This window comes from Paucibacter sp. KCTC 42545, assembly GCF_001477625.1.
Lineage (GTDB): Bacteria > Pseudomonadota > Gammaproteobacteria > Burkholderiales > Burkholderiaceae_C > Paucibacter_A.
In genome coordinates this window covers 1,250,378-1,270,009 of sequence record NZ_CP013692.1, presented here as the reverse complement: position 1 = coordinate 1,270,009, position 19,632 = coordinate 1,250,378, and the positions used below count along the sequence as shown (strand labels likewise).

The following is a 19,632-nucleotide window of genomic DNA, read 5'->3' as shown; positions in this document are numbered from 1 at the left end:
GTGAGCGAAGCCTAGCGGGCCAGCATGCCTCGCTGGCTTGCTTGCAGGCTAAACCCGTGCCGGCTCGCTCGCCAAGCCGGCCGCTTCCACAAAGCCGCCACGCCGGCGGCGCATGGCTGCCGCATCGATCTGCGGCGGCTGGGTCGGCCAGCCAAAAAACTGCTGAACCTCGGTTCGCCGGGCCAGCGTGTCGCGCATGCCCAGATTGATCAGCTCATTGGTGAAAGGCGGCTCAAACAGCAAATAGCTGGTCAGCGCCGAACCGCTGGCCCCTTTGCCTTCCCCCGCCACACCCACACTGCGCAGCAAGCCTTTGATGGCGGGCGGCAAAGCCCCCTGATGCTCGGCCGCCAACTCATCCAGGCGGCGGCTGGGCGCGATCACCATCACATCAATCGGCCGCAGCGGCGTGTTTTCGCGCGCACTGGCGGGCAGCAGAGATAGCGTGTTGTTGATGCGCTGCAAGCGCTCAACGTCCACCGCCAGCGCATCCAAAAAGATGTTCGACAAAGCATGACCGGCGATCTGCGCCATGCTGGGCGCGCCTTCCACCAGGGTGCGGCGCTCTTCCTCTCCCTCGGGTTCATTCATGCGGCCGGCGCCAATCACCAGTACCCGCTCGGCTCCCAGATGGACGGCGGGCGAAATGGGCGCGCTCTGGCGCATCGAGCCATCGCCAAACCATTCCATCTTTTTACCCAGCGTCAGCGGCTGGGCCGGGAAGATGAAGGGAATAGCCGAGGAGGCCAGCAGATGCTCCACCGAGATCTTGGTGGGCGTGGCAATGCGCTGCGAGCGAAACCAGGGCTTGACCGCCTCTCTGGCTTGATAAAAGGTCACATGGTGGCCCGAGGTGTAGCTCGAGCCACTGATCGCCAGCGCCTGCATATGGCCGTCGGTCAGCATTTGCTCGACCCGGTCCATCTTGATCCACTTGTGCAGCAGATGACCCAGCGGCGAGTTGTCCAGCAAGCTGCGCGGCCGGGTGCGGCGCCAGCGCGCCACCGCCCAGCCCAAGCTCATCATGGTCATCCAGCGCGCGCCGGTGCGGATCACACCAAAGGCATCTGCGCAGTAGATGTCTTCCACATGCAGGTTCTGCCACAGATGCACCAGGCCATCGACGGCGGAATCAAAGTCGTCGGCATAGCAGGCCAAGGTCCCGGCATTGATGGCGCCGGCGGATGTGCCGGCCACGATGGGGAACGGCGTTGGGCCGGCCAAGCCTGCATCGCGCCGCAGCTGCGCCAGTGCCGCCAACACGCCGACCTGGTAGGCCGCACGCGCGCCGCCGCCGGTCAGGATCAGACCGGTGGCGGGTGTTGTCCGAGCAGTCGGAGCGGAGGCGGGGCTTGGCGTGTTCTGCACAGGGTGGATGAATGGCTATGCGAGCCATCATCGCTGAATTTGCGCGCCAATCGCCCGGAAAAGCAGGGTAAGCCGGGCCCTTGTTCTAGGTCACGCGGCTTCGCCCGGCCAATCTGTCGAAGCAGGCAACCTGGCGAAAGGGCGGTGGGCGTAGTGCGTTTGACCCCGGCACCGCGAGCCCCCTGCCTGGCGCTTACTCGTAGGCAATCTGGGCCGGCGGCAAGGCAGCGGCGGGCGCCTGTTTAGCCGCCGCTGCAGCAGCGCTGCTGCTGATTTGCGCCAAGCGGGCCAGCGCCTCATCACAGGGCCAGAAGCGGCTGTCCTCGCCCAGATCAATCCTGAACTCGGCGCCCTCTTGCTCGCCGGTCAAGAAGTGATGGGTGACGATCTTCAAGCCCTGGGTCAAGGTGCCGGCCTCGGTTTCCACCCGCTTGGCTGGCCATTGTTTGACGACGTCTTGCAGCGGCGGCAGGGCCGTGCGCACCGGCACATAGAAATGCTTGCCATTGCGGGCGCGCGCGCTGGCCAGGTCCATCACCTCCAGCACATTCATGCGGAAGCCACCCGAGAAGCGGTCCATCTGCACCTTGCCGCGCATGATCAGCAGCTCGTCATCCACCAGCAGCTCCTTGGCGCTGTTGAGCAGCTCTTCATTCGCCACGCATTCGATCGAGTCGCTCTTGTCGTCGAGCTTGAACAGCGCCACCCGACCACGGTTGCCGTTGATGATGCGCAGATCGCTGACGATGCCAGCCACCTGCACCGGCTCGCGAATCTCGGTGCAATTGGCAATGCGCAGGCGAACCATGCGGCGGACTTCTTCGCCGCTCTGGTCGAACAAATGGCCGCTGAGGTAGAAGCCGATGGCGGTCTTCTCCAGCGTCAGCCGTTCCTTGATGCTCCAGCTCGGCACATCCACCAAGTCCGGCTCGGCGGTACTGGAAGCATGGCTGTCGCCAAAGTCGAACAAGCCGCCCTGGTCGGCATTGGCCTCCAAGGTTTCGGCATGGGTGTAGCCTCGTGCCACGCTGGCCAGCAAGCGGGCACGGTCGGGCTCCAAGCTGTCAAAGGCGCCGGCCTTGATGAGCGCCTCGACCACCCGCTTATTGCAAGCCTTCCGGTCGATCCGCGAGCAAAAGTCAAAGAAGCTCTTGAACGGCCCGCCTTCGGTGCGCTTGGCGACGATGGAGTCAATCGCCCCCTTGCCGGTGCCCTTGATGGCGCCCAGGCCGTAATTGATGCGCTTGGGCCGCGCGCTGCTGACGGTGGGCTGCGCCCAGTTCGGGAACACCCCGTCGCCCGGCATGATGGGCTCAAAGCGGTGCACACCGAGATTGACGTTAGGCGGCTCAAAGTCGATACCGAAGAGCTTGGCGTCATTCAACAAGACCTTGAGCTTGTCGGTGTCGTCCATTTCGATGGTCATATTCGCGGCGAAGAACTCCGCCGTGTAATGCACCTTCAACCAGCCGGTGTGATAGGCCAGCAATGAGTAAGCAGCAGCGTGCGACTTGTTGAAGCCGTAACCCGCGAACTTTTCCATCAGGTCGAACACATCGTCGGCCTGCTTTTCATCCAAGCCGTTGACGGCCGCGCCCTTGCGGAAGATGGCGCGGTGCTCGGCCATCTCCTCGGCTTTTTTCTTACCCATGGCGCGGCGCAACATGTCGGCGCCGCCGAGGCTGTAGCCACCCAGCACCTGGGCGGTCTGCATCACCTGCTCCTGATAGACCATGATGCCGTAGGTTTCGGCCAGCACCGGCTCGGTCAGCGGGTGCGGGTACTCCACCACTTCCTTGCCATGCTTACGCGCGACGAAGGTGGGGATCAGGTCCATAGGGCCCGGGCGATACAGCGCGTTCAGCGCAATCAGGTCTTCCAGACGCGAGGGCTTGGCATCCTTCAACATGCGCTGCATGCCGGGGGATTCAAACTGGAACACGCTTTCCGTCAGGCCGTCGGAGAAGAGCTTGTAGGTGCGGCGGTCATCCAGCGGGATGGTCTCAAACGCAAAGCTCTTCTGATCGGGGTAGCGGGCGACGATGAAGTCTTTGGCCAGCTCCAGAATGGTCAGCGTGGCCAGACCCAAAAAGTCGAACTTGACCAGGCCGATGGCTTCAACGTCGTCCTTGTCGTACTGGCTCACCGCGCTGGTGCTGCCGGGCTGTTGATACTGCGGGCAGAAGTCGGTGATCTTGCCCGGCGCAATCAGCACGCCCCCGGCGTGCATACCGATATTGCGCACCATGCCCTCGACGCGGGCGGCCAGCTTGAGCAGCTCGGCCACTTCTTCCTCCTGGGCCTCGCGCTCATTGATCTCTGGCGCCTCGTGGCGGGCGTAGATGACTTTTTCTTTGTCCGGATCGAAGTTCTCGGGCAGCTTGGCCAGCGTCACCGTCTTGCCCGGCGGTGCTGGAATCAGCTTGGCGATGCCGTCCACCTGGCCATAACCCATGCCCAGCACGCGGCCGATATCGCGCAGCGCCGCCTTGGCCGCCATGGTTCCGAAAGTAGCAATCTGGCTCACCGCCGGCAGGCCGTATTTGCGCTTGACGTAATCGATCACCCGGTCGCGATTGCCCTGGCAGAAGTCGATGTCGAAGTCGGGCATGGAAACCCGCTCAGGGTTCAAGAAGCGCTCGAACAGCAGGTTGTACTGCAGCGGGTCCAGGTCGGTAATCAAGAGCACATAGGCCACCAGCGAACCGGCACCCGAACCCCGGCCCGGCCCCACCGGGCAGCCGTTGAGCTTGGCCCATTTAATGAAGTCACCCACGATCAGGAAGTAGCCGGGGAAGCCCATCTTGATGATGGTGCCCAGCTCGAACTCCAGGCGCTCGACGTAGCGCGCGCGCTGCGCTTCGCGCTTGGCCTCGTCCGGGTAAAGCATCTTCAGCCGGTCTTCCAGGCCCTCGTAGGAGAGCTGGCGGAAGTACTGCTCCATCGGCATCGGCGTGACGCCGTCTTCCAGCAGCGGCGTGGGGAAGTTGGGCAGCTGCGGCTTGCCCAGCACTAGGCTGATCGAGCAGCGGCGGGCAATCTCCAACGTGTTGGCGATGGCCGAGGGAATGTCGGCAAACAGCGCCTCCATATCGGCCTGGCTGCGGAAATACTGGCCCGGCAGGAAGCGCTTGATGCGCTTGGGGTTGGCCAGGGTCTCGCCTTCGGCCACGCACACGCGCGCCTCATGGGCCTCGAAATCGTCCTCGCCCAGGAACTGGATCGGGTGGGTGGCCACCACCGGCAATTGCAGCTCGGCGGCGAAGGGCACGCTGGCTTGCACCAAGGCCTCTTGGCCGGCCAAGCCGGCGCGCTGCAACTCGATGTAGAAGCGATTCGGGAAAATCTCGGTGAAGCGCCGCGCCCATTCCAGCGCGCGCGGCTTGTCACCCGCCAGCAGCGCCGCGCCCAGGCCACCGAACTGCGCGCCGGAGAGGCAAATCAAGCCCTCGTTCAACTCACGCAGCCACTCCCACTTCAGGCAGGCCTGATTGCGCTGCACGTTCTGAATCCAGCCGCGCGAGAGCAATTCGCACAGATTCAGATAACCCTGTTTGTTCTGCACCAGCAGCAGCATGCGGGAGGGGTTCTTGTCCGAGCCCTCGGGCTCCAGCCAGCAGTCGGCGCCCAAAATCGGCTTGACGCCTTTCTTCCGGCAGGCGTTGTAAAACTTGATGCCGCCGAACATATTCGCCAAGTCGGCAATGGCCAGGGCCACTTGCCCGTCTTTGGCCGCGGCAGCCGCCGCATCATCGGTTCTGAGGGTGCCGTCAACGACGGAAAATTCGGTGTGCGTGCGCAGATGTACAAAAGCCATAGAGCATTGTAGGCAATGGGCCAGCCCGAGACGCCTGAGCAGTGTCCAGGCCGGCGCCCGCGAGAGGCGCTAGACGGTGCCAATCGAGCTTGCTGCTGCCGCCAAGATGACAGGCGCAGGCCGCGTCCATCAGGGCCTCCGACACAGTTGGCCTGGCACATCCCATAACTGAAGGTCCTCGCGCAAGGACTTCTGTCCGGCCTTCATCTCTATCGCGCCACTGAACGCAAATGCCTCGCATTTCCCTCATCAAACCGAAGGTATTCATCCCCCTCAATCGCGGGGGTAGCCAGGTAATTTCGCACTTTGTGCGATTGCCGGATCGTTTTTGAAGTCGCACGATAGCTCCGCTGTCGCTGCGGTCGCAGTTGCGGTTCGAAATACCTAGGAGTTCGCCATGGAATTTCAGTTCGTCCGCCCCTTGAGCCAGCGCGCTCGTCAGGCTGCGGCCTTAACCCTTGTTTGCCTGCCCCTGCTGTGTTCGGCGCAAGGCATTGCCATTGCCAAGGTCCCCGCACCCAGCTTGGCTGGCCCTTCGCTGGTGCAGGCCACCAAGGGCGCAGTTTTTGAGGGACGCGGCTACCCACCGAACACCGCGGTGTCGATCGCCATGCAGGCACCCAATGGCGTCGAGTCCCAGTTTTCGGTCATGGTCACTCCGGCGGGCACACTCACTTACCGGGTCCCCTCCAGCATGGCCGGGCCTCACAAGCTGAGTGTTCTGGACAGCTCGGGCAAGGCCTTGGCCAGCACCAATTTCATCGTGACGCAGTGAGGCCGCGATGATGCAGTCTCGGCGAACGAAACTCTTGAACTGGCGCCAGCCAAACCGGCTCAGCTTGGTGGCTGCCGCAGCAGCCCTGCTTGCAGCCGCAACGGTCGGCCAAGCAAGTGAGCCCGCGGGCGGCCTTGCTACTGGCACCGCCGGTGTCGCTGGTGCATCGGTGGCGAGTGTGGCTTATGTGTCCCTGCGCGGCGGCGACCCGCAAATCTGGGTGCAAAACAGCCAGGGGCGTGAGCAGGTTCTCACTCAAGGCAAGTCGCTCTACGCCCAACCCGCTTTGGCCAGCGATGGTCGATTGGCCTATGTGGCGCGAGAAACCGGCCGCCCGGTGGTCTACACCATGAACGGCGACGGCTCCGCCCAGCAGCGCGTATCCGCGGGAACAGATGCTGAGATGGCGCCCAGTTGGTCGCCAGACGGCCGATCACTCGCCTTCTTTGCGCTGGACTTGCAAAGTGGAAAGTCTGTGCTGCGTTTGGTCAACCTTCAAACCAAAGCCAGCGCCACCCTCGCCGGCCCCAGCCTATCCATGGGGCCAGCGCCAGCCAGTTGGTCTGCCGACGGCAAACGGCTGTGTTTTCTGGGCCAGGATGCCAAAGGCCGCACCCAGGCATTCGTCGTCCAGCATGACGGCAGTGGCTTGAAGGAGCTGAGCAGCAAGTTCGCGCCACGCGGCGCGGCCTGGGCGGAGTTATCCCCCGATGGCAAAAACGTCGTTTGGGTTGCCGATCTCCGCGAAAAGCGCTCACATCTGATCGTCACCGACGTTGACACGGCTCAGTCCACCGACCTCACCGCCGACGTGGTGGCCTCGCACGAATCGCCGCGTTGGTCTGCTGACAGCCAATACCTGGTTTTCTCCAGCACCCGTGATGACCCCGCAGGCACGCGCACCGACATTCACACCATGAAGTTCGATGGCAGCGAGTTGCGCAACCTCAGTCACCACCCCGCAGAAGATTTCGATCCGAAATGGAGCAGCGACGGGCGCCACATCATCTTTGCTAGCTTGCGCAGCGGCACCTCGCTGCTCTACCAAGTGGATCTGCAAGGCAACAAGACCGAGGCACTGGCGCAGCATGCCTCGCATGACATGGAACATTCGGTGCGGCCTGTGGCCCTGCTGGCGCGCTAACTAGGCTGAGCTTTCAACCAACCCAGCCAGGCTGCTTTCACGAGCGAGTCCGGCGACGACAAGGATCTCACCATGAACACCACTGCTTCAAGGCCAACAAGCCGCCAGATTCGCAGCGCCACCCGTGAAGCCTCACTGGCCATCGGGCTGCTGACGGCGCTCAGCCTTTGTACTGGCGCCAATGCCGCATCCAAGACCTACACGCTGGACGCAGATTTCGATCTGGGCATTCTGTCCGGCGTCAATCACACCGGACCCAACAACAATCAGCTGCAACTGAACACCACGGGGACAACTTTTCCCGTGATGTGGATCGCCAATGCCGGTGAAGACTCCGTGAGCAAGTTCGACACCAATGCCAATATCGAACTGGCCCGCTACCGCACTTGGTTCGGGCCGGCTGGCCAAGCGGGCCACATCAACCATCTGGGCAACGCCTACTCGGGCCCCGCGCCGTCGCGCACCGCGGTGGACATCAACGGCAATGCCTATGTGCTGAACCGCTGGTTTGCCAACCGCAAACCGGTGCTGCTGAAGCTGCTGAGCGAAGGCTTTATTGACCGCAATGGCAACGGCATCATGGACACCTCGACCGGTGCGGTAGCGCTACCCATGGCTGACACCAATGGCAACGGCGAAATCGATGACAACGAAATCACCGATGAGCGTATCGCCTGGGCCGTGCAGGTCGGCGACCAAAATGGCCTGGGCCGCTCCCTGTGCATTGGCACCGATGGCAATCTGTGGGTTGGCATGTTCAACACGCAGCGCTATTACAAATACAGCTCGGTCGATGGCAGCTTGTTGGCCGGGCCGGTGCAGACCACGCCAACGGCGGGCCAACCTAACTCGGGCGCGTGGCAGCCTTATGGCTGCTTGATCGACAAGAACGGTGTGCTCTGGAGTGCCTCGCTGGGCGGCCCCCTGGGCAAGATCACCAACACCGCCAGCAACACCGGGCCCTATACCGTCGCCTCCTTCCCAGGCGGCATGTACGGCATTGCATTGGGCAATGACAAGGTCTATACCGGCAGCAATAATCGCGTGTTCGACCCTGCAACCAATACCTCCGCAGCGATCGCTGGATTGACTGTGAGTTCTGCAGGCATCGTCGTTGATGGCTCCGGCAACATCATTGCCGGCACCGACACCGTGCAGAAGGTGTCACCAGCGGGCGTAACTTTATGGACAGCGCCATTGCAGGCAGGCGGCGCCTACTCAGTCGGCATTCAGGTGGACGCCAACAATGACATCTTCCAGATCGGCTATGGCTCCAACCGGGTACACAAATACCGTGGCAGTGACGGTGCACCACTGGGAACCTTCCCCGTCGGCAGCGTGCCTTACACCTATAGCGATGCCGCCGGATTCGCTGCCCGCAACTCCACCACGCCCACGGGGACCTGGACGGTGACCCATGACGGCGGCGCTGCTGGTGCCGCCTGGGATCGCATCAACTGGACCGATTCAGTTCCCGCAGGTAGCGCCGTCATCGTTCAGTACCGCAGTGCCGATCTGGCAGCCAACCTCCCCGCTTTGCCCTATCAAACTGCCAGCAAGAATGTGCCCTTCACCGCCAGCGGCCGCTTCATCCAGGTCTTGACCCGTTTGAATGCCAACACCAGCAACGACTCGCCCCTGCTCTACGACCTGACCATCAGCGCCAAGATCACCGCCTGCGACGTGGATTTAGACGGCGATGTGGACACAACCGACCTGGCCCTGATTCGCGCCGGCATCGGCAAGACGCCCACCGCCGGTGATCCTCGCGACGCCAATGGAGACGGCCTCATCGATGCGCGAGATGTGCGCGCCTGCACCTTCAAGTGCACCCGTGCCAACTGCGCTGCGAACTGAGCCTTCATCCACATGCGAGTCACTTGCGACTTGAACCAAGCTGTTTCCTCAAGGAGTTTGAAATGAAAATGAAAACACTTGCCATCGCCGGCAGCGCGCTGGTCTTGCTGATCTCGGGCGCGCAAGCAGCACCAGTGCTCAGCCTCAGCCCAGTGGTGTCCTCCCAACTGGTGGGCAACACCTTCTCCTTGGACGTCAAGATCACCGGCTTGGGCAGCGAGATTGTTTCGGTGTTCGATCTGAACATCTACTTCAATCCAGCCCAACTCAAAGCCGTCAGCTACAGCCTGGGTTCTGGCTTAGGCGGCCCCTGGACGGATCTTGGACTGGATCCGGCTGCACCAGGATCACCAACAGACTCGTTCGATCTGTTCGCATTCTCCAACCTTGTCGACCCGTTGGACTCGCTGACCGACGAGGCCTTGGCTGCGGCGCAAACGGACGACAGCTTCGTCCTGATGACCCTGAACTTTCAGGCCATTGGCGCCGGTGTCTCGCAAGTCTGGTTTGGAGCCGGCGCCAATGAGCGAGACCTGGTGGGCCGGAATGCACTCTTGCTTCAGGACGTGCAGTTTCAAGATGCCTGCGTTGCTGTCAACAGCCCCACCGGCGGCAACAATAGCTGCAACCAGATTCCCGAGCCCAATAGCTATGCCCTGCTAGGTCTGGGCCTTTTTGCCGCATTTGCGCCGACTTTTGCCCGGCGGCGTAAGGAGGACTGATTTCGCTGAAGTAGGTCCGACACAGAAAAGCCGCGGCACAGGCCGCGGCTTTCTTTCGACTGCGCATCCCTGGTCGTCAGGCATTCGACTACCGAGTTTCCGATGACTGCCGCTAGAACCGGGCTCCAGGGATCTCATCGAAACGTCCGCAGGCAAGAGTTCGCGGCCTTTGGGCAAGCCCGGCGCCCAGCCATTGCTGACACGCAGACGCAGCGACGCTAGGCGTTTCAAGCAACTGGTGCCGCACGGCCGCAGCACGTATGCTGCGGCCCCAAAGGAGAACCGCCGTCATGCCCAAGACCCACGCCGCGTTTCAATCGGCACCTTTCTGCTTTCGAGCGATTCACACAGCAGCGTTGAGCGTTGTGGCCGCAGCCGCCCTGCTCTTGGCCATCACGGCGCCAAGCCCGGCGCAGGCTGCGACGGACAAGAGCGCCTCGCTGACAAAGCACAACGCAAAGACCAAATCAAAGTCGCCCAGCGCCAAAAAAGCCAAGCCCCTGAGCAGCAGCGAAGTGATCAGCCAGTCGCCCGACAGTGATTGGCGCGACCTGGATCCGCAGAACACCGTGGCGATGGAACTGCCCCAGGGTCAGGTCTTGATCGAACTGGCGCCGCGCTTTGCGCCACGCCATGTGGCCAATATCCGCAGCCTGACGCAGCAGGGCTATTACGACGGCCTGGCCATCGTGCGGGTGCAAGACAACTTCGTCACCCAGTGGGGCGACCCGGACGGCGATGACCCAGCCAAAGCCCGCAGCCTGGGTGCAGCCAGCGCCAAGATTCCGGCCGAGTTCAGCATTCCTTATCGAGGCCTTCCACTGACCCGCATGGCCGAAGCCGATGGCTGGGCGCCGGTCACGGGTTTTGTGGACGGCTTCCCCGTGGCCGCTGCGCCTAAGCAAAACAAGGCCTGGCTGGCGCATTGCTACGGCATGGTGGGCGCAGGCCGCAATGAGGCGGCGGACTCCAGCACCGGCGCGGAGCTTTACGCCATCATCGGCCACGCCCCGCGCGCCCTGGACCTCAATATCACCGTGGTGGGCCGCGTGCTCAAGGGCATGGACTTGCTGGCCAGCCTGCCGCGTGGCAGCGCCGCCATGGGTTTTTACGATAAGCCCGAGCAGCGTGTCGCCATCCAATCGGCCCGCTTATTGGCCGACATCCCTGCCTCTGAGCGCCCTGCCCTGCAGGTGATGCGCAGCGACAGCAAGAGCTGGGCGCAGTTGCTGGATGCGCGCCGCAACCGTGGCGGCTGGTATGTGCACAACCCCGGCCGCACCGAACTCTGCGGTGGCCTGCCACCAACGCGACCGGCCAAGGTGGCGGGCTAAGTTGGCGGGCAGCGCTGCCAGTCAAAAGCACCTGCCCCACAAGCACAGAGCCAGCACGTTGGGCTGGCTCTGGATGAAGACCCCGGCTGTCAGGCCAAGGCCTTGCGCAACCGATCACTCGCCGCATCCACCAACAAGACCAGAATCAGCATCGCGCCCACCAGCGTGGCCGTCTTGCCCATCTGGAACAGGCTCAGGTGGAAGGACAACATCTGCCCCAGCCCGCCCGCCCCCACCACGCCCAGCACGGCGGCGGCACGGATATTGTTTTCCCAGCGATAGAGGCTGTAGCTGATCAACTGCGGCAAGACTTCCGGCAGGCTGGCGTAGCAAAACACCTTCAAGCCGCCCAAGCCCTGGTTGCGCAGGGCGCGGGCGGAGTCGGCCGGGGCGTTCTCCAGCGCGTCAGCAAACAAGCGCCCCAAGACGCCCGAGGTGTGCGCCGCCAGCGCCAAGGTGCCGGCCATAGGCCCCAAGCCAGCGGCAATCAGCAGCAAGCTGGCCCAGACCAGCTCAGGGATAGCCCGCAAGGCGTTCAGCAGCCAGCGCAGCGGGCGGCGCTGCCAATGGGCGGGCTGCCCCGCCAGCTCGGGCGGATGCGCGGCACCCAGGGCCAAGACCAGACCCGCCACCACGGCCAGCAATGTGCCCAAGGCCGACATGGCCAAGGTCTCCACCCCGGCCCATAGCACGCGGCGCAAAAACTCAGGGCTCAAATCGGGCGGGAAGAACTCACCCAGAAAGCGCCCCATGCTTTGGGCCGAGCCGACTGAGAACATCTGCCCCCACTGCAAGTCCAGCGACCAGAAACTGGCCAGCACCAAAGTCAGCAGCACCAGCATCAGCAGCATGGCCTGGCGCCGTGCGCGCCGCAGCGCCGCGGGCATGATCAACAACTCTTGATTCACGCTCATGCCAAGCTCCGCCGCAGCCACACACCCAGGCCATCGGCCAGGGCCACCAGCAGCACAAACACCAGCAAAATCGCCGACACCTCGCCGCCGCTGAACATCTTCATGGCCGAATCCAGCTGCTGACCCAAGCCACCCGCCCCCACCATGCCCAAGACAACCGAAGAACGAATCGCGCATTCCCAGCGGTAGACGGTGTAGGAACTCAGCTCCGCCGCGTTCTGCGGCAGCAAGGCATAAAAGAAGGCCTGCAAGCGCCCGCTACCATTGCGCAGCAAAGCCTGGGTGGGCGTGGCGTCACCGCTTTCCAGCACCTCGGCATAGACCTTGCCCAGCATGCCGGCGTAGCTCAGCGCAATCGCCAGCACGCCGGCCGTCGGCCCCAAGCCCACCACGCGCACGAAAATCAGCGCCCACACCAGCTCCGGAACGCTGCGCAGCAGCACCAACAAACCGCGCACCGCTTGGCGCAGCAGCGCGCTGCCCCAAGCCATGCGCCCGCTCAAGGCCGAGACCGAGAGCACCCGCGTCGCCAGCAGCGCCAGCGGCACGGCCAAGAGCAGGCCCAAGGCCAAGCCGGCAGTGGCCATAGCCACAGTGCGCCAGGCCTCGCGGGCCAGCATCAGCAAGAACTCTGGGCTGTGGGCGGGCGGGAAAAAGTCGGCCAGAAAGCGCCCGGTGACCCGCAAGTTGTCGGCGTCCAGCAGTGTCCAGGGCTTGAACTCGCTCAGCTGCAGCATCGGCCACAGCAGCAAGGCCGCAAAGGCCAGGCCCAGCAGTCGGCCGCGCCAGGCGGGATCCTGCAAGGACACTGACGAAACCCCTACGGGCGGCTGGCGCAGACTCAACGGCATGGGTAGACCACCTGGGTGGCGGCGCCCTGCGCCAGCGCGTCCACCGGCTGCAGCGACGGCAAGGCTGCAGCTGGCGCCAGCAGTTCATCCTCATGCTGCGCGTAAAGCTCACGCAGCAAGGCCGGGCTGACTTCGGCCGCAGGCAGGTCGAACCAAACCTGACCCTCGCGCAAGCCCACCACACGCGGGAAATGCGCCAGCGCCAGCTCCACATGATGCAAAGAAGCCAGCAGGCTAACGCCACGCGCGCGCGCCTCATCGCTCAAAGCCTGCAAAGCCTGCTTGGCGCGTTGCGGGTCCAGGGCCGACAGCGGCTCGTCCAACAACCACAGCCGCGCCGGGCTTACCAAGACGCGAGCCAAAGCCACCCGCTGGCGCTCACCGCCAGAGAGGCGATCCACCCGCTCAAACAACTTGTCGGCCAGATCAAAGCGGGCCAGAGCCGCATGCGCGGCCGGCAAATCGCGCGGAGCGAAAAGCGAGATCAGGCTGGCAGCCAAACTCCAGCTGGGCAGGCGCCCGGCCAGCACGGCTGTGACCACCCGCTGGCGCGGCGGCAAAGGCGGCGTTTGCGGGGCCAGGATCAGCTGGCCACGCAATGCCTGCAAAGCCTGCGGTGTCAAAGCCCAAGGATCCTGGCCTGCGACACGCAGCTGACCACCGCGCGGCGGCAAAGCCGCCGCCAGCAGCTGCAGCAAGGTGGTCTTGCCGGCGCCCGAGGGGCCGATCAGAGCCAATTGCTCGCCCGGCTCCACGCGCAGGTTCAGCCCGCGCAGCACGTCGGCCTGCGAGGCCGCCCGCCCCTGCGGGCTGGCCTGCACGCCCTGCAGATCCAATATCGGCATCGCCATCTTCAACGTCGCGTCATCACAGCAAATTGGCGTTGCGGGCGGCAGCCTCGATGCCCTTGTAGTTCTCGGCCTGGGTGGGAATGAAACGTGTGGCGCGTTGCAAGTCCAGAATTTCCTTGCCTTCGGCGGTGTCGGGGCTGAGCTTCAGGAAAGCCGCCTTGAGCTTTTCGCGCTGGGCGGCGGGCATATCGGCATGCACGGTCCAGTTGTAATCAAAGTAAGCGGGCGTGGTGTAGAACACCTTGACGCGCTCGGTATCGACCTTTTTCTCGGCCACAAACTTGTCCCACACCGAGATGTTCAAGGCGCCGGCTTGCACCTTGCCGGCGGCCACTGCGGCGATGGTCGCGTCATGCGCGCCGCTGAAGGCCACGCGGCGGAAGTCGCGCTCCGGGCTCAGGCCGGCTTGCAAGATGAAGCTGCGCGGCATCAGATGGCCGGAGGTGGAACTGGCGGAGCCGAAGGACACGTCCTTGCCCTTCAAATCGGCCAGGCTCTTGATGCCAGGCTCGGCGGTGATGAAGACCGAGCGGAACTTGGTGTCTTCCTCGCGCTGCACCAGCGGAATCACTTTACCGCCCGAGCGGGTATTGGCCTGCACAAAAGTGAAGCCACCGAACCAAGCCAGATCCACCTTTTTATTGACCAGGGCTTCAACCGCAGCCGCGTAGTCGCTGACCGGTGTGAACTCGACCTTGACGCCGAGTTGCTGCTCCAGATAACGCACCAGCGGTGCGGCCTTGCGGGCCAACTCGGTGGGTGACTCATCGGGAATGGCGGTCACGCGGAACACCGTCGTCTGAGCCATCGCCGGCAAAGCCAGCACCGTGCTGGCCAGCAGGGCTTGGAGAAGGCTGCGGCGCAGGGAAGAAGTCGATGTCATGGGAATCCTCGTTTGAGTAAATTTCGCTGGAAGCTCGGTATTGGAACTCATCCGGAACACGTTTGCTGGGCACTGCTACATTTTGGGCAATAGCACTTTTGCGCCCCTAGCCCCATGACTGAGTCCAATCACAAAACCGAACCCCGCCTCACCTCCTTGTCGCACGGCGGCGGCTGCGGTTGCAAGATCGCGCCAGGTGTCTTGTCCGAGATCCTGCGCGGCACTACGGCCATGCCGGTGCCACCCGAGTTGCTGGTGGGCATTGAAACGGCCGATGATGCCGCCGTCTACCGCCTCAACGATGAACAAGCGCTGATCGCCACGACCGACTTCTTCATGCCCATCGTCGACGACCCCTTCGACTTTGGCCGCATTGCCGCCACCAATGCCATCAGCGATGTCTACGCCATGGGCGGGCGGCCCATCATGGCACTGGCCTTGGTAGGCATGCCCATCAATGTGCTGTCAACCACCACCATCGGCCGCATTCTGGAAGGTGGCGCCAGCGTCTGCCGCGCCGCGGGCATCCCAATTGCCGGCGGCCACACCATCGACTCGGTGGAGCCGATTTACGGCCTGGTCGCCATGGGTCTGATTCACCCCGGCAAGGTCAAGCGCAATGCCGATGCGCGGCCGGGCGACGTGCTGGTGCTGGGCAAGCCGCTGGGCGTGGGCATCATGTCCGCCGCGCTGAAAAAGGAGGCCCTCTCTTCAGAAGGCTACGCCTTGATGATGGCCACCACGACGCAGCTCAACACGCCCGGGCCGGACCTCGCGGCCTTGGACGGCGTGCATGCGCTGACCGACGTCACCGGCTTCGGTCTGGCTGGCCATGCGCTGGAGCTGGCGCGCGGCTCGGGCCTGCAAGTGCAGATCGACTGGCCGCAAGTGCCGCTGTTGTCTGGCGTGGCCGAGTTGGCCGGCCAGGGCTTCATCACCGGCGCCTCCGGCCGCAACTGGGCCGCTTACGGCCACGAGATCGAGCTAGCGCCTGAGTTGAGCGGCATCCCGCAAGCCCTGCTGAGCGACCCGCAAACCAGCGGCGGCCTGCTGGTGTCTTGCGACCCGGCTTGCTTGCCCGAGGTGCTGGCCATCTTCGCCCGCCACGGCTTTGCCCAGGCCACGGTGCTGGGCCAGGTGCAAGAGCGTGCGGAAGGGGCCAAGCCCTTGCTGGTCAAGGCTTGATACCGGCTTAAGCAAGCAGCCAAGCCAGCTGCAAGAAAAGAAAAAGCCGCCCGAGGGCGGCTTTCTTGTTCCTGGCTGCGAGTCGATCGCATACATGGCCAACTCGACAGCGCGAGTGCTCAACACTCAGTCGATCAAACGGATTTCCACACGACGGGCCTGCTCGGCCGGGCCGTCAGCCAAGGTCGATTCAGGCTTGCGCAACAGCACGCGCGCAGGTTCCACGCCGGCATCCTTCAAGGCATTGCGGGCTGCCACAGCGCGGGCCTTGGCCAACGCCACGTTCTTGGCTGGGTCACCGCTGGCGTCATGGAAACCGGCGATCACGATCTTGCGGCCGGGGGCGGCCAGCAGCACTTCGATGGCCTTGGCCAGATCGGCAGCGGCCTCAGCCGGCACACTGTACTCGGCGGTGGCGAAGAACACGGTGCCGACCAGATCGCCGCTCAGCGGGATGTCGATCAGCTCAACTTCTTCGACCTGCACCACAGCCGCAGGAGCGGCCGAGCCACGGTGCATTTGATTGAACACGATGCGACCCAGCAGCACCAGCAGCACTGCAGCCACCACTAGGCCGACGATCCACAGGGCGGCGCGTTGGCTGTCGTCTTGTTGTTCAGATGCCATGAAAACTCCAATAAAAAGTGAATGAAAACCGGTGAAAAATTCGAATTCAAATCTGATTCTAGAGGCCTGCCCGAGTTCGGCCGTGACCTAGTACAAAGTCACCGCCACATCCCGGCCCCGCAAAGCTTTATTGCCTGAAAAATCCTGGGCATGAATGCGCAAGATGTAGTCCCCTGCCGGCAAATCGCGGATCAACCAGCGCCCTATTGAGACCTGACCCCCGATGGCCGAGTTCGTCGCCACATAACGGAAGCGGGTCACCGCAGCGCCATGCACGGTGATGCCGCTGCTGGGCGCGTAAATCAGCTTCACCGCCTCGTCGTCCACCGGCATGCGGTCGAAGCTCTGGGTCATGCGGGGCTGCTCAAAACCGGGCGCAGGCTGGCCATCGGGCAACAGGACTTGATAACCCAGGCTGTGCAGGCCCAGGCGGCGGCGCGGCTCGTTGTCGTCCACCTGATCCCAGGCTTCCACCACGATTTGCAGCCCGGCCTCGTCTCGCTGAACTTGCAAACGAGCGGGTAGTTTGGCCTGTGCCTGTGCTTGAGCTTTGTTGCTACCCTTGCCAGGCTTGGCGGGCTTGGCGGCGTTAGGCTCAGGCGCGCCCAGCTTGCGACCCGAGACGTCGTAAAGCGCCACCGCCTCGATCACCGGTGCCACCGTGTCCCGCATGCCGGCAAAGCCCAGCTGAAGGGGATTGAGCTGGTAGCCACCGACACCCAAAGCCAGATGCACATGGGCCATGCTGTTGATGCTGCCGAGCTTGTCGCCCGCCGCGAAACGGGTGCCGCGCCGCACCCGCATGCGCTCGGGCTTGCCCGCCTCGTTGACTTGCAGCAGGAAGCGAGCCGGATCGAAGACCCGGCCCTTGGCGTCACGCCCCACCTTCATGTGGATATAGCTCAAGCGATCCAGAGCCAAGCCCTCACCCTGGGCGCCCAAGGCCCAGGTCGCCAACGGGCTGGCCACTTTGGCGTCGGCAATTGCCAGCACCTCGCTGCCCACATCGCCGCGCACATCCAGGCCTTCGTGCAGATGATCGCGGCTCTCGCCGCGGTAATTGCCACGCACCTCGCCGGGCGTACCCACCACCTCATGCCAGCTCAGTTGTGGCTGCACGGGCCAACGCTGCGCGGTAGCGGGCAAGGCCAGATCGCTGGCCGGGCCGACGCCAGCAACGGCACCCGCACCGGCCGCCAGCACCGAGTTCGGCAACTCCGCCGAGGGCATTTGCGGCAAGAGGCGGTGCACGCGGTAGCTGGCGGCGTCAGCCAAATAGACCGGTCCGGCCGGGTCCAGCGCCAAACCGGTGATGCGGCCAAAGCGAACGCTGGGGCCTCGGCTCAATACATGCACCTCACCGGCGGGCGACACCTGCAGCAAAGCGCCGTTTCTTTGCACGCCCACATACAAAAAGCCGTCATGCGCCACCGCAATACTCATCGGCCGCCACAAGGGCTTGTCTTCATCAGCTGGCAAATCCGGGTCGGTGCGCAGCAGGGTACTGACCTGACCCTCGGGCGTGATGCGGCGCAAGGCATTGTTGCGCGCGTCGCTCACCCACAGCTGGCCCTGAGCATCCAGCGCCAAGGCAGTGGGCATATCGAAGCGGGCTTGCTCGCCCTGCCCGTCCTGATAACCAGGCATGCCGCCGGCCAGAGTGCTGACCTGGCCCTGCGGTGAGATGACGCGAATGCGGTCGTTATAGCTGTCCGCCACGTAGACGCGGCCCTGGCCATCCACCGCCACACCTAATGGGCCATTGAAGCGGGCCTGATTAGCCGCACCGTCGCGCCAGCCGGGCTGGCCATCACCGGCCAAGGTGCTGACCACACCCTCTGGCGTGATTTTGCGAATTAAGTGGTTACCGGTATCCGCCACCAAGAGATTGCCCTGGCGGTCAAGCGCCAAGCCGCTGGGGGTGTGGAAGGCGGCTTGCGCGGCCGGGCCGTCCCGCCAGCCCTCCACCCCGCTGCCGGCCCAGGTGCTGACCTCGCCACTGGGCAAGACGCGGCGGATGCTGTTGTTGTCGCCGCCATCGGCGACAAACAACACGCCCGTTGCGCTCAGAGCCAGACCGTAGGGGTCAGAAAAGCGCGCAGAGCTGGCTGATCCCGCGCTCCGGTCAAGCTTGCCGCTGTGGCCGTCACCGGCCAGCAGGCCCACGGACGCCACCCCACCGAAGGGCGTGGGCACGACCAGGGGCACCACCTTTTTGAATATCGGCTTGGCGGCCTGTTCAGGATGGTGGCCAAGCCAGATTCGCACCGCCAGCCCGGCGGCCAGCAGCAGCGTGAGGATCAGTGCGAGGGGAATAAGCCAGGGTGAACGTGAGCGACTGCGGGAACTCGAAGCAAACGAGGACAAAGCCATGTCCTCACTTGCCCTTTTTCTTGGCCTTGGGATCGATCTGGCCCAGGGCGTCCATCGAGCGGGCGCGGCGCTGAGCCTTTTTTTCATCCATTTGGCGCATGGCATTGCGCTGGGTCAAACCGCTGGCGTCGGCAAAGGTCCACCATGCCGCGGCCAAAGCGAAGGGGACGCACAAGGCCCACCAGCTCCAATCGGCCACCGGCGCCACATCAAGAATCTTCAGCGCCAACAAGACCACACCGATCGATACAAACCACATGATTTCCGCTCTCCAAGCCGCTTGACCGAGCCAGGTCAAAACAAGTTCTGCTGCCGCCCCTCATGGGCGCACACCGCGCAGTTCAAACTCAAATCAGCCCGCCGGCCACACTACACTGAGGCCGGCATCGCCGTGTTGAACTGATTGGCACAAGACTGTAGTCCACATCTCCTCGAACCCGTTTTTTGCTGTGCCTTTTGAAAGGAAAAAAATGAAACTGTCCACGTTCTCCCGCACCCTGTCGCTGGCCTGTGCCGGCCTGAGCATCGGCCTGGTGGCCGGCCCGGCCTTGGCCAGTGCCGAACTGGCGCAAAAGAAGAACTGCATGGCCTGCCACGCAGTCGACAAGAAGCTGGTCGGCCCCGCCTACAAGGATGTGGCAGCCAAGTACGCCAAGGACAAGGCCGCCGTGGCCACTTTGTCGGCCAAGATCGTCAAGGGCGGCGCCGGCGTCTGGGGCCCCGTGCCTATGCCTGCCAACACGCAAGTCAATGAAGCCGAAGCCAAGCAGTTGGCGACCTGGGTGCTGTCGCTCAAGTAAAGCGCGCGCTAGCGGCGCCGCTTTGGCGCCGACTCATCAGCCAGACAAGTAAAAGGCCCGCCGGAGTGATCCGGCGGGCCTTTTTTTTCTGGGACTAGCAAGGGCGGTTGCTATGCCCTGCTTGTTCAAGC

General features: G+C 63.6%; 16 protein-coding genes. 7 read left to right on the top strand and 9 right to left on the bottom strand.

Annotated features, from left to right (window positions below; all coding sequences use genetic code 11):
- Positions 1-48: 48 nt before the first annotated feature.
- Together AT984_RS05585 and dnaE are read right to left on the bottom strand one after the other, a co-directional pair.
- Positions 49-1,368 carry a patatin-like phospholipase family protein gene (locus tag AT984_RS05585; protein ID WP_231741535.1) on the bottom strand — a complete coding sequence of 440 codons (1,320 nt, stop codon included), beginning with the start codon at positions 1,366-1,368 and terminating at the stop codon, positions 49-51.
- A 193-nt stretch (positions 1,369-1,561) separates the two neighbouring features.
- The gene (gene dnaE / locus AT984_RS05580; RefSeq protein ID WP_082679814.1) at positions 1,562-5,185 is read right to left on the bottom strand and encodes a DNA polymerase III subunit alpha; all 3,624 of its coding nucleotides are present in this window, start codon (positions 5,183-5,185) and stop codon (positions 1,562-1,564) included.
- A 397-nt stretch (positions 5,186-5,582) separates the two neighbouring features.
- On the opposite strand from dnaE, the gene AT984_RS05575 reads away from it, so the two are divergent.
- The 5 genes from AT984_RS05575 (at position 5,583) to AT984_RS05555 (ending at position 11,017) form a co-directional block, all read left to right on the top strand.
- Positions 5,583-5,960, top strand: coding sequence for a hypothetical protein (locus AT984_RS05575; RefSeq protein ID WP_058719241.1), 378 nt, complete (start codon positions 5,583-5,585; stop codon positions 5,958-5,960).
- Positions 5,961-5,994: 34 nt separating this feature from the next.
- Positions 5,995-7,104, top strand: coding sequence for a TolB family protein (locus AT984_RS05570; protein ID WP_197418252.1), 1,110 nt, complete (start codon positions 5,995-5,997; stop codon positions 7,102-7,104).
- A 72-nt stretch (positions 7,105-7,176) separates the two neighbouring features.
- On the top strand, positions 7,177-8,961 hold the full coding sequence (locus AT984_RS05565; RefSeq protein ID WP_058719239.1) for a hypothetical protein: 1,785 nt from the start codon (positions 7,177-7,179) through the stop codon (positions 8,959-8,961).
- Between the two features lie 62 nt (positions 8,962-9,023).
- A complete protein-coding gene (locus AT984_RS05560) occupies positions 9,024-9,683 on the top strand; it encodes a PEP-CTERM sorting domain-containing protein (protein ID WP_058719238.1) in 660 nt (219 codons plus the stop codon).
- Between the two features lie 290 nt (positions 9,684-9,973).
- The gene (locus AT984_RS05555) at positions 9,974-11,017 is read left to right on the top strand and encodes a peptidylprolyl isomerase (protein ID WP_082679812.1); all 1,044 of its coding nucleotides are present in this window, start codon (positions 9,974-9,976) and stop codon (positions 11,015-11,017) included.
- Between the two features lie 89 nt (positions 11,018-11,106).
- On the opposite strand, the gene phnE is transcribed toward AT984_RS05555, so the two are convergent.
- From phnE to AT984_RS05535, 4 genes are read right to left on the bottom strand one after another with little or no spacing between them, the layout of a single operon-like run.
- Positions 11,107-11,931 carry a phosphonate ABC transporter, permease protein PhnE gene (phnE, locus tag AT984_RS05550; RefSeq protein ID WP_058719237.1) on the bottom strand — a complete coding sequence of 275 codons (825 nt, stop codon included), beginning with the start codon at positions 11,929-11,931 and terminating at the stop codon, positions 11,107-11,109.
- On the bottom strand, positions 11,928-12,782 hold the full coding sequence (locus AT984_RS05545; RefSeq protein WP_058719236.1) for a PhnE/PtxC family ABC transporter permease: 855 nt from the start codon (positions 12,780-12,782) through the stop codon (positions 11,928-11,930). Before AT984_RS05545 ends, phnE begins: the two co-directional genes overlap by 4 nt.
- Complete coding sequence (locus tag AT984_RS05540) at positions 12,773-13,627, bottom strand: phosphonate ABC transporter ATP-binding protein (protein WP_082680300.1); 855 nt, start codon at positions 13,625-13,627, stop codon at positions 12,773-12,775. The genes AT984_RS05545 and AT984_RS05540 overlap by 10 nt, the downstream gene beginning before the upstream one ends.
- 22 nt (positions 13,628-13,649) lie before the next feature.
- Positions 13,650-14,516 (bottom strand): putative selenate ABC transporter substrate-binding protein, encoded by an 867-nt coding sequence (locus AT984_RS05535; RefSeq protein ID WP_058719235.1) that lies wholly within the window; start codon positions 14,514-14,516, stop codon positions 13,650-13,652.
- A gap of 114 nt (positions 14,517-14,630) precedes the next feature.
- On the opposite strand from AT984_RS05535, the gene selD reads away from it, so the two are divergent.
- Complete coding sequence (selD, locus tag AT984_RS05530; RefSeq protein WP_058719234.1) at positions 14,631-15,701, top strand: selenide, water dikinase SelD; 1,071 nt, start codon at positions 14,631-14,633, stop codon at positions 15,699-15,701.
- 126 nt (positions 15,702-15,827) lie between these two features.
- Here selD and AT984_RS05525 read toward each other — a convergent pair whose 3' ends face one another.
- The 3 genes from AT984_RS05525 to AT984_RS05515 all read right to left on the bottom strand — a co-directional run bounded on the left by AT984_RS05525 (position 15,828) and on the right by AT984_RS05515 (position 18,960).
- Entirely contained in the window at positions 15,828-16,328 is a 501-nt protein-coding gene (locus AT984_RS05525) for an OmpA family protein (protein WP_058719233.1), read from the bottom strand.
- A gap of 87 nt (positions 16,329-16,415) precedes the next feature.
- The gene (locus tag AT984_RS05520) at positions 16,416-18,701 is read right to left on the bottom strand and encodes an NHL repeat-containing protein (RefSeq protein ID WP_082679811.1); all 2,286 of its coding nucleotides are present in this window, start codon (positions 18,699-18,701) and stop codon (positions 16,416-16,418) included.
- Positions 18,702-18,705: 4 nt separating this feature from the next.
- On the bottom strand, positions 18,706-18,960 hold the full coding sequence (locus AT984_RS05515; RefSeq protein ID WP_058719232.1) for a TIGR04438 family Trp-rich protein: 255 nt from the start codon (positions 18,958-18,960) through the stop codon (positions 18,706-18,708).
- Between the two features lie 211 nt (positions 18,961-19,171).
- Here AT984_RS05515 and AT984_RS05510 point away from each other — a divergent pair, with 211 nt between their 5' ends.
- The gene (locus tag AT984_RS05510; RefSeq protein WP_058719231.1) at positions 19,172-19,501 is read left to right on the top strand and encodes a c-type cytochrome; all 330 of its coding nucleotides are present in this window, start codon (positions 19,172-19,174) and stop codon (positions 19,499-19,501) included.
- The last annotated feature ends 131 nt before the right edge of the window (positions 19,502-19,632 follow it).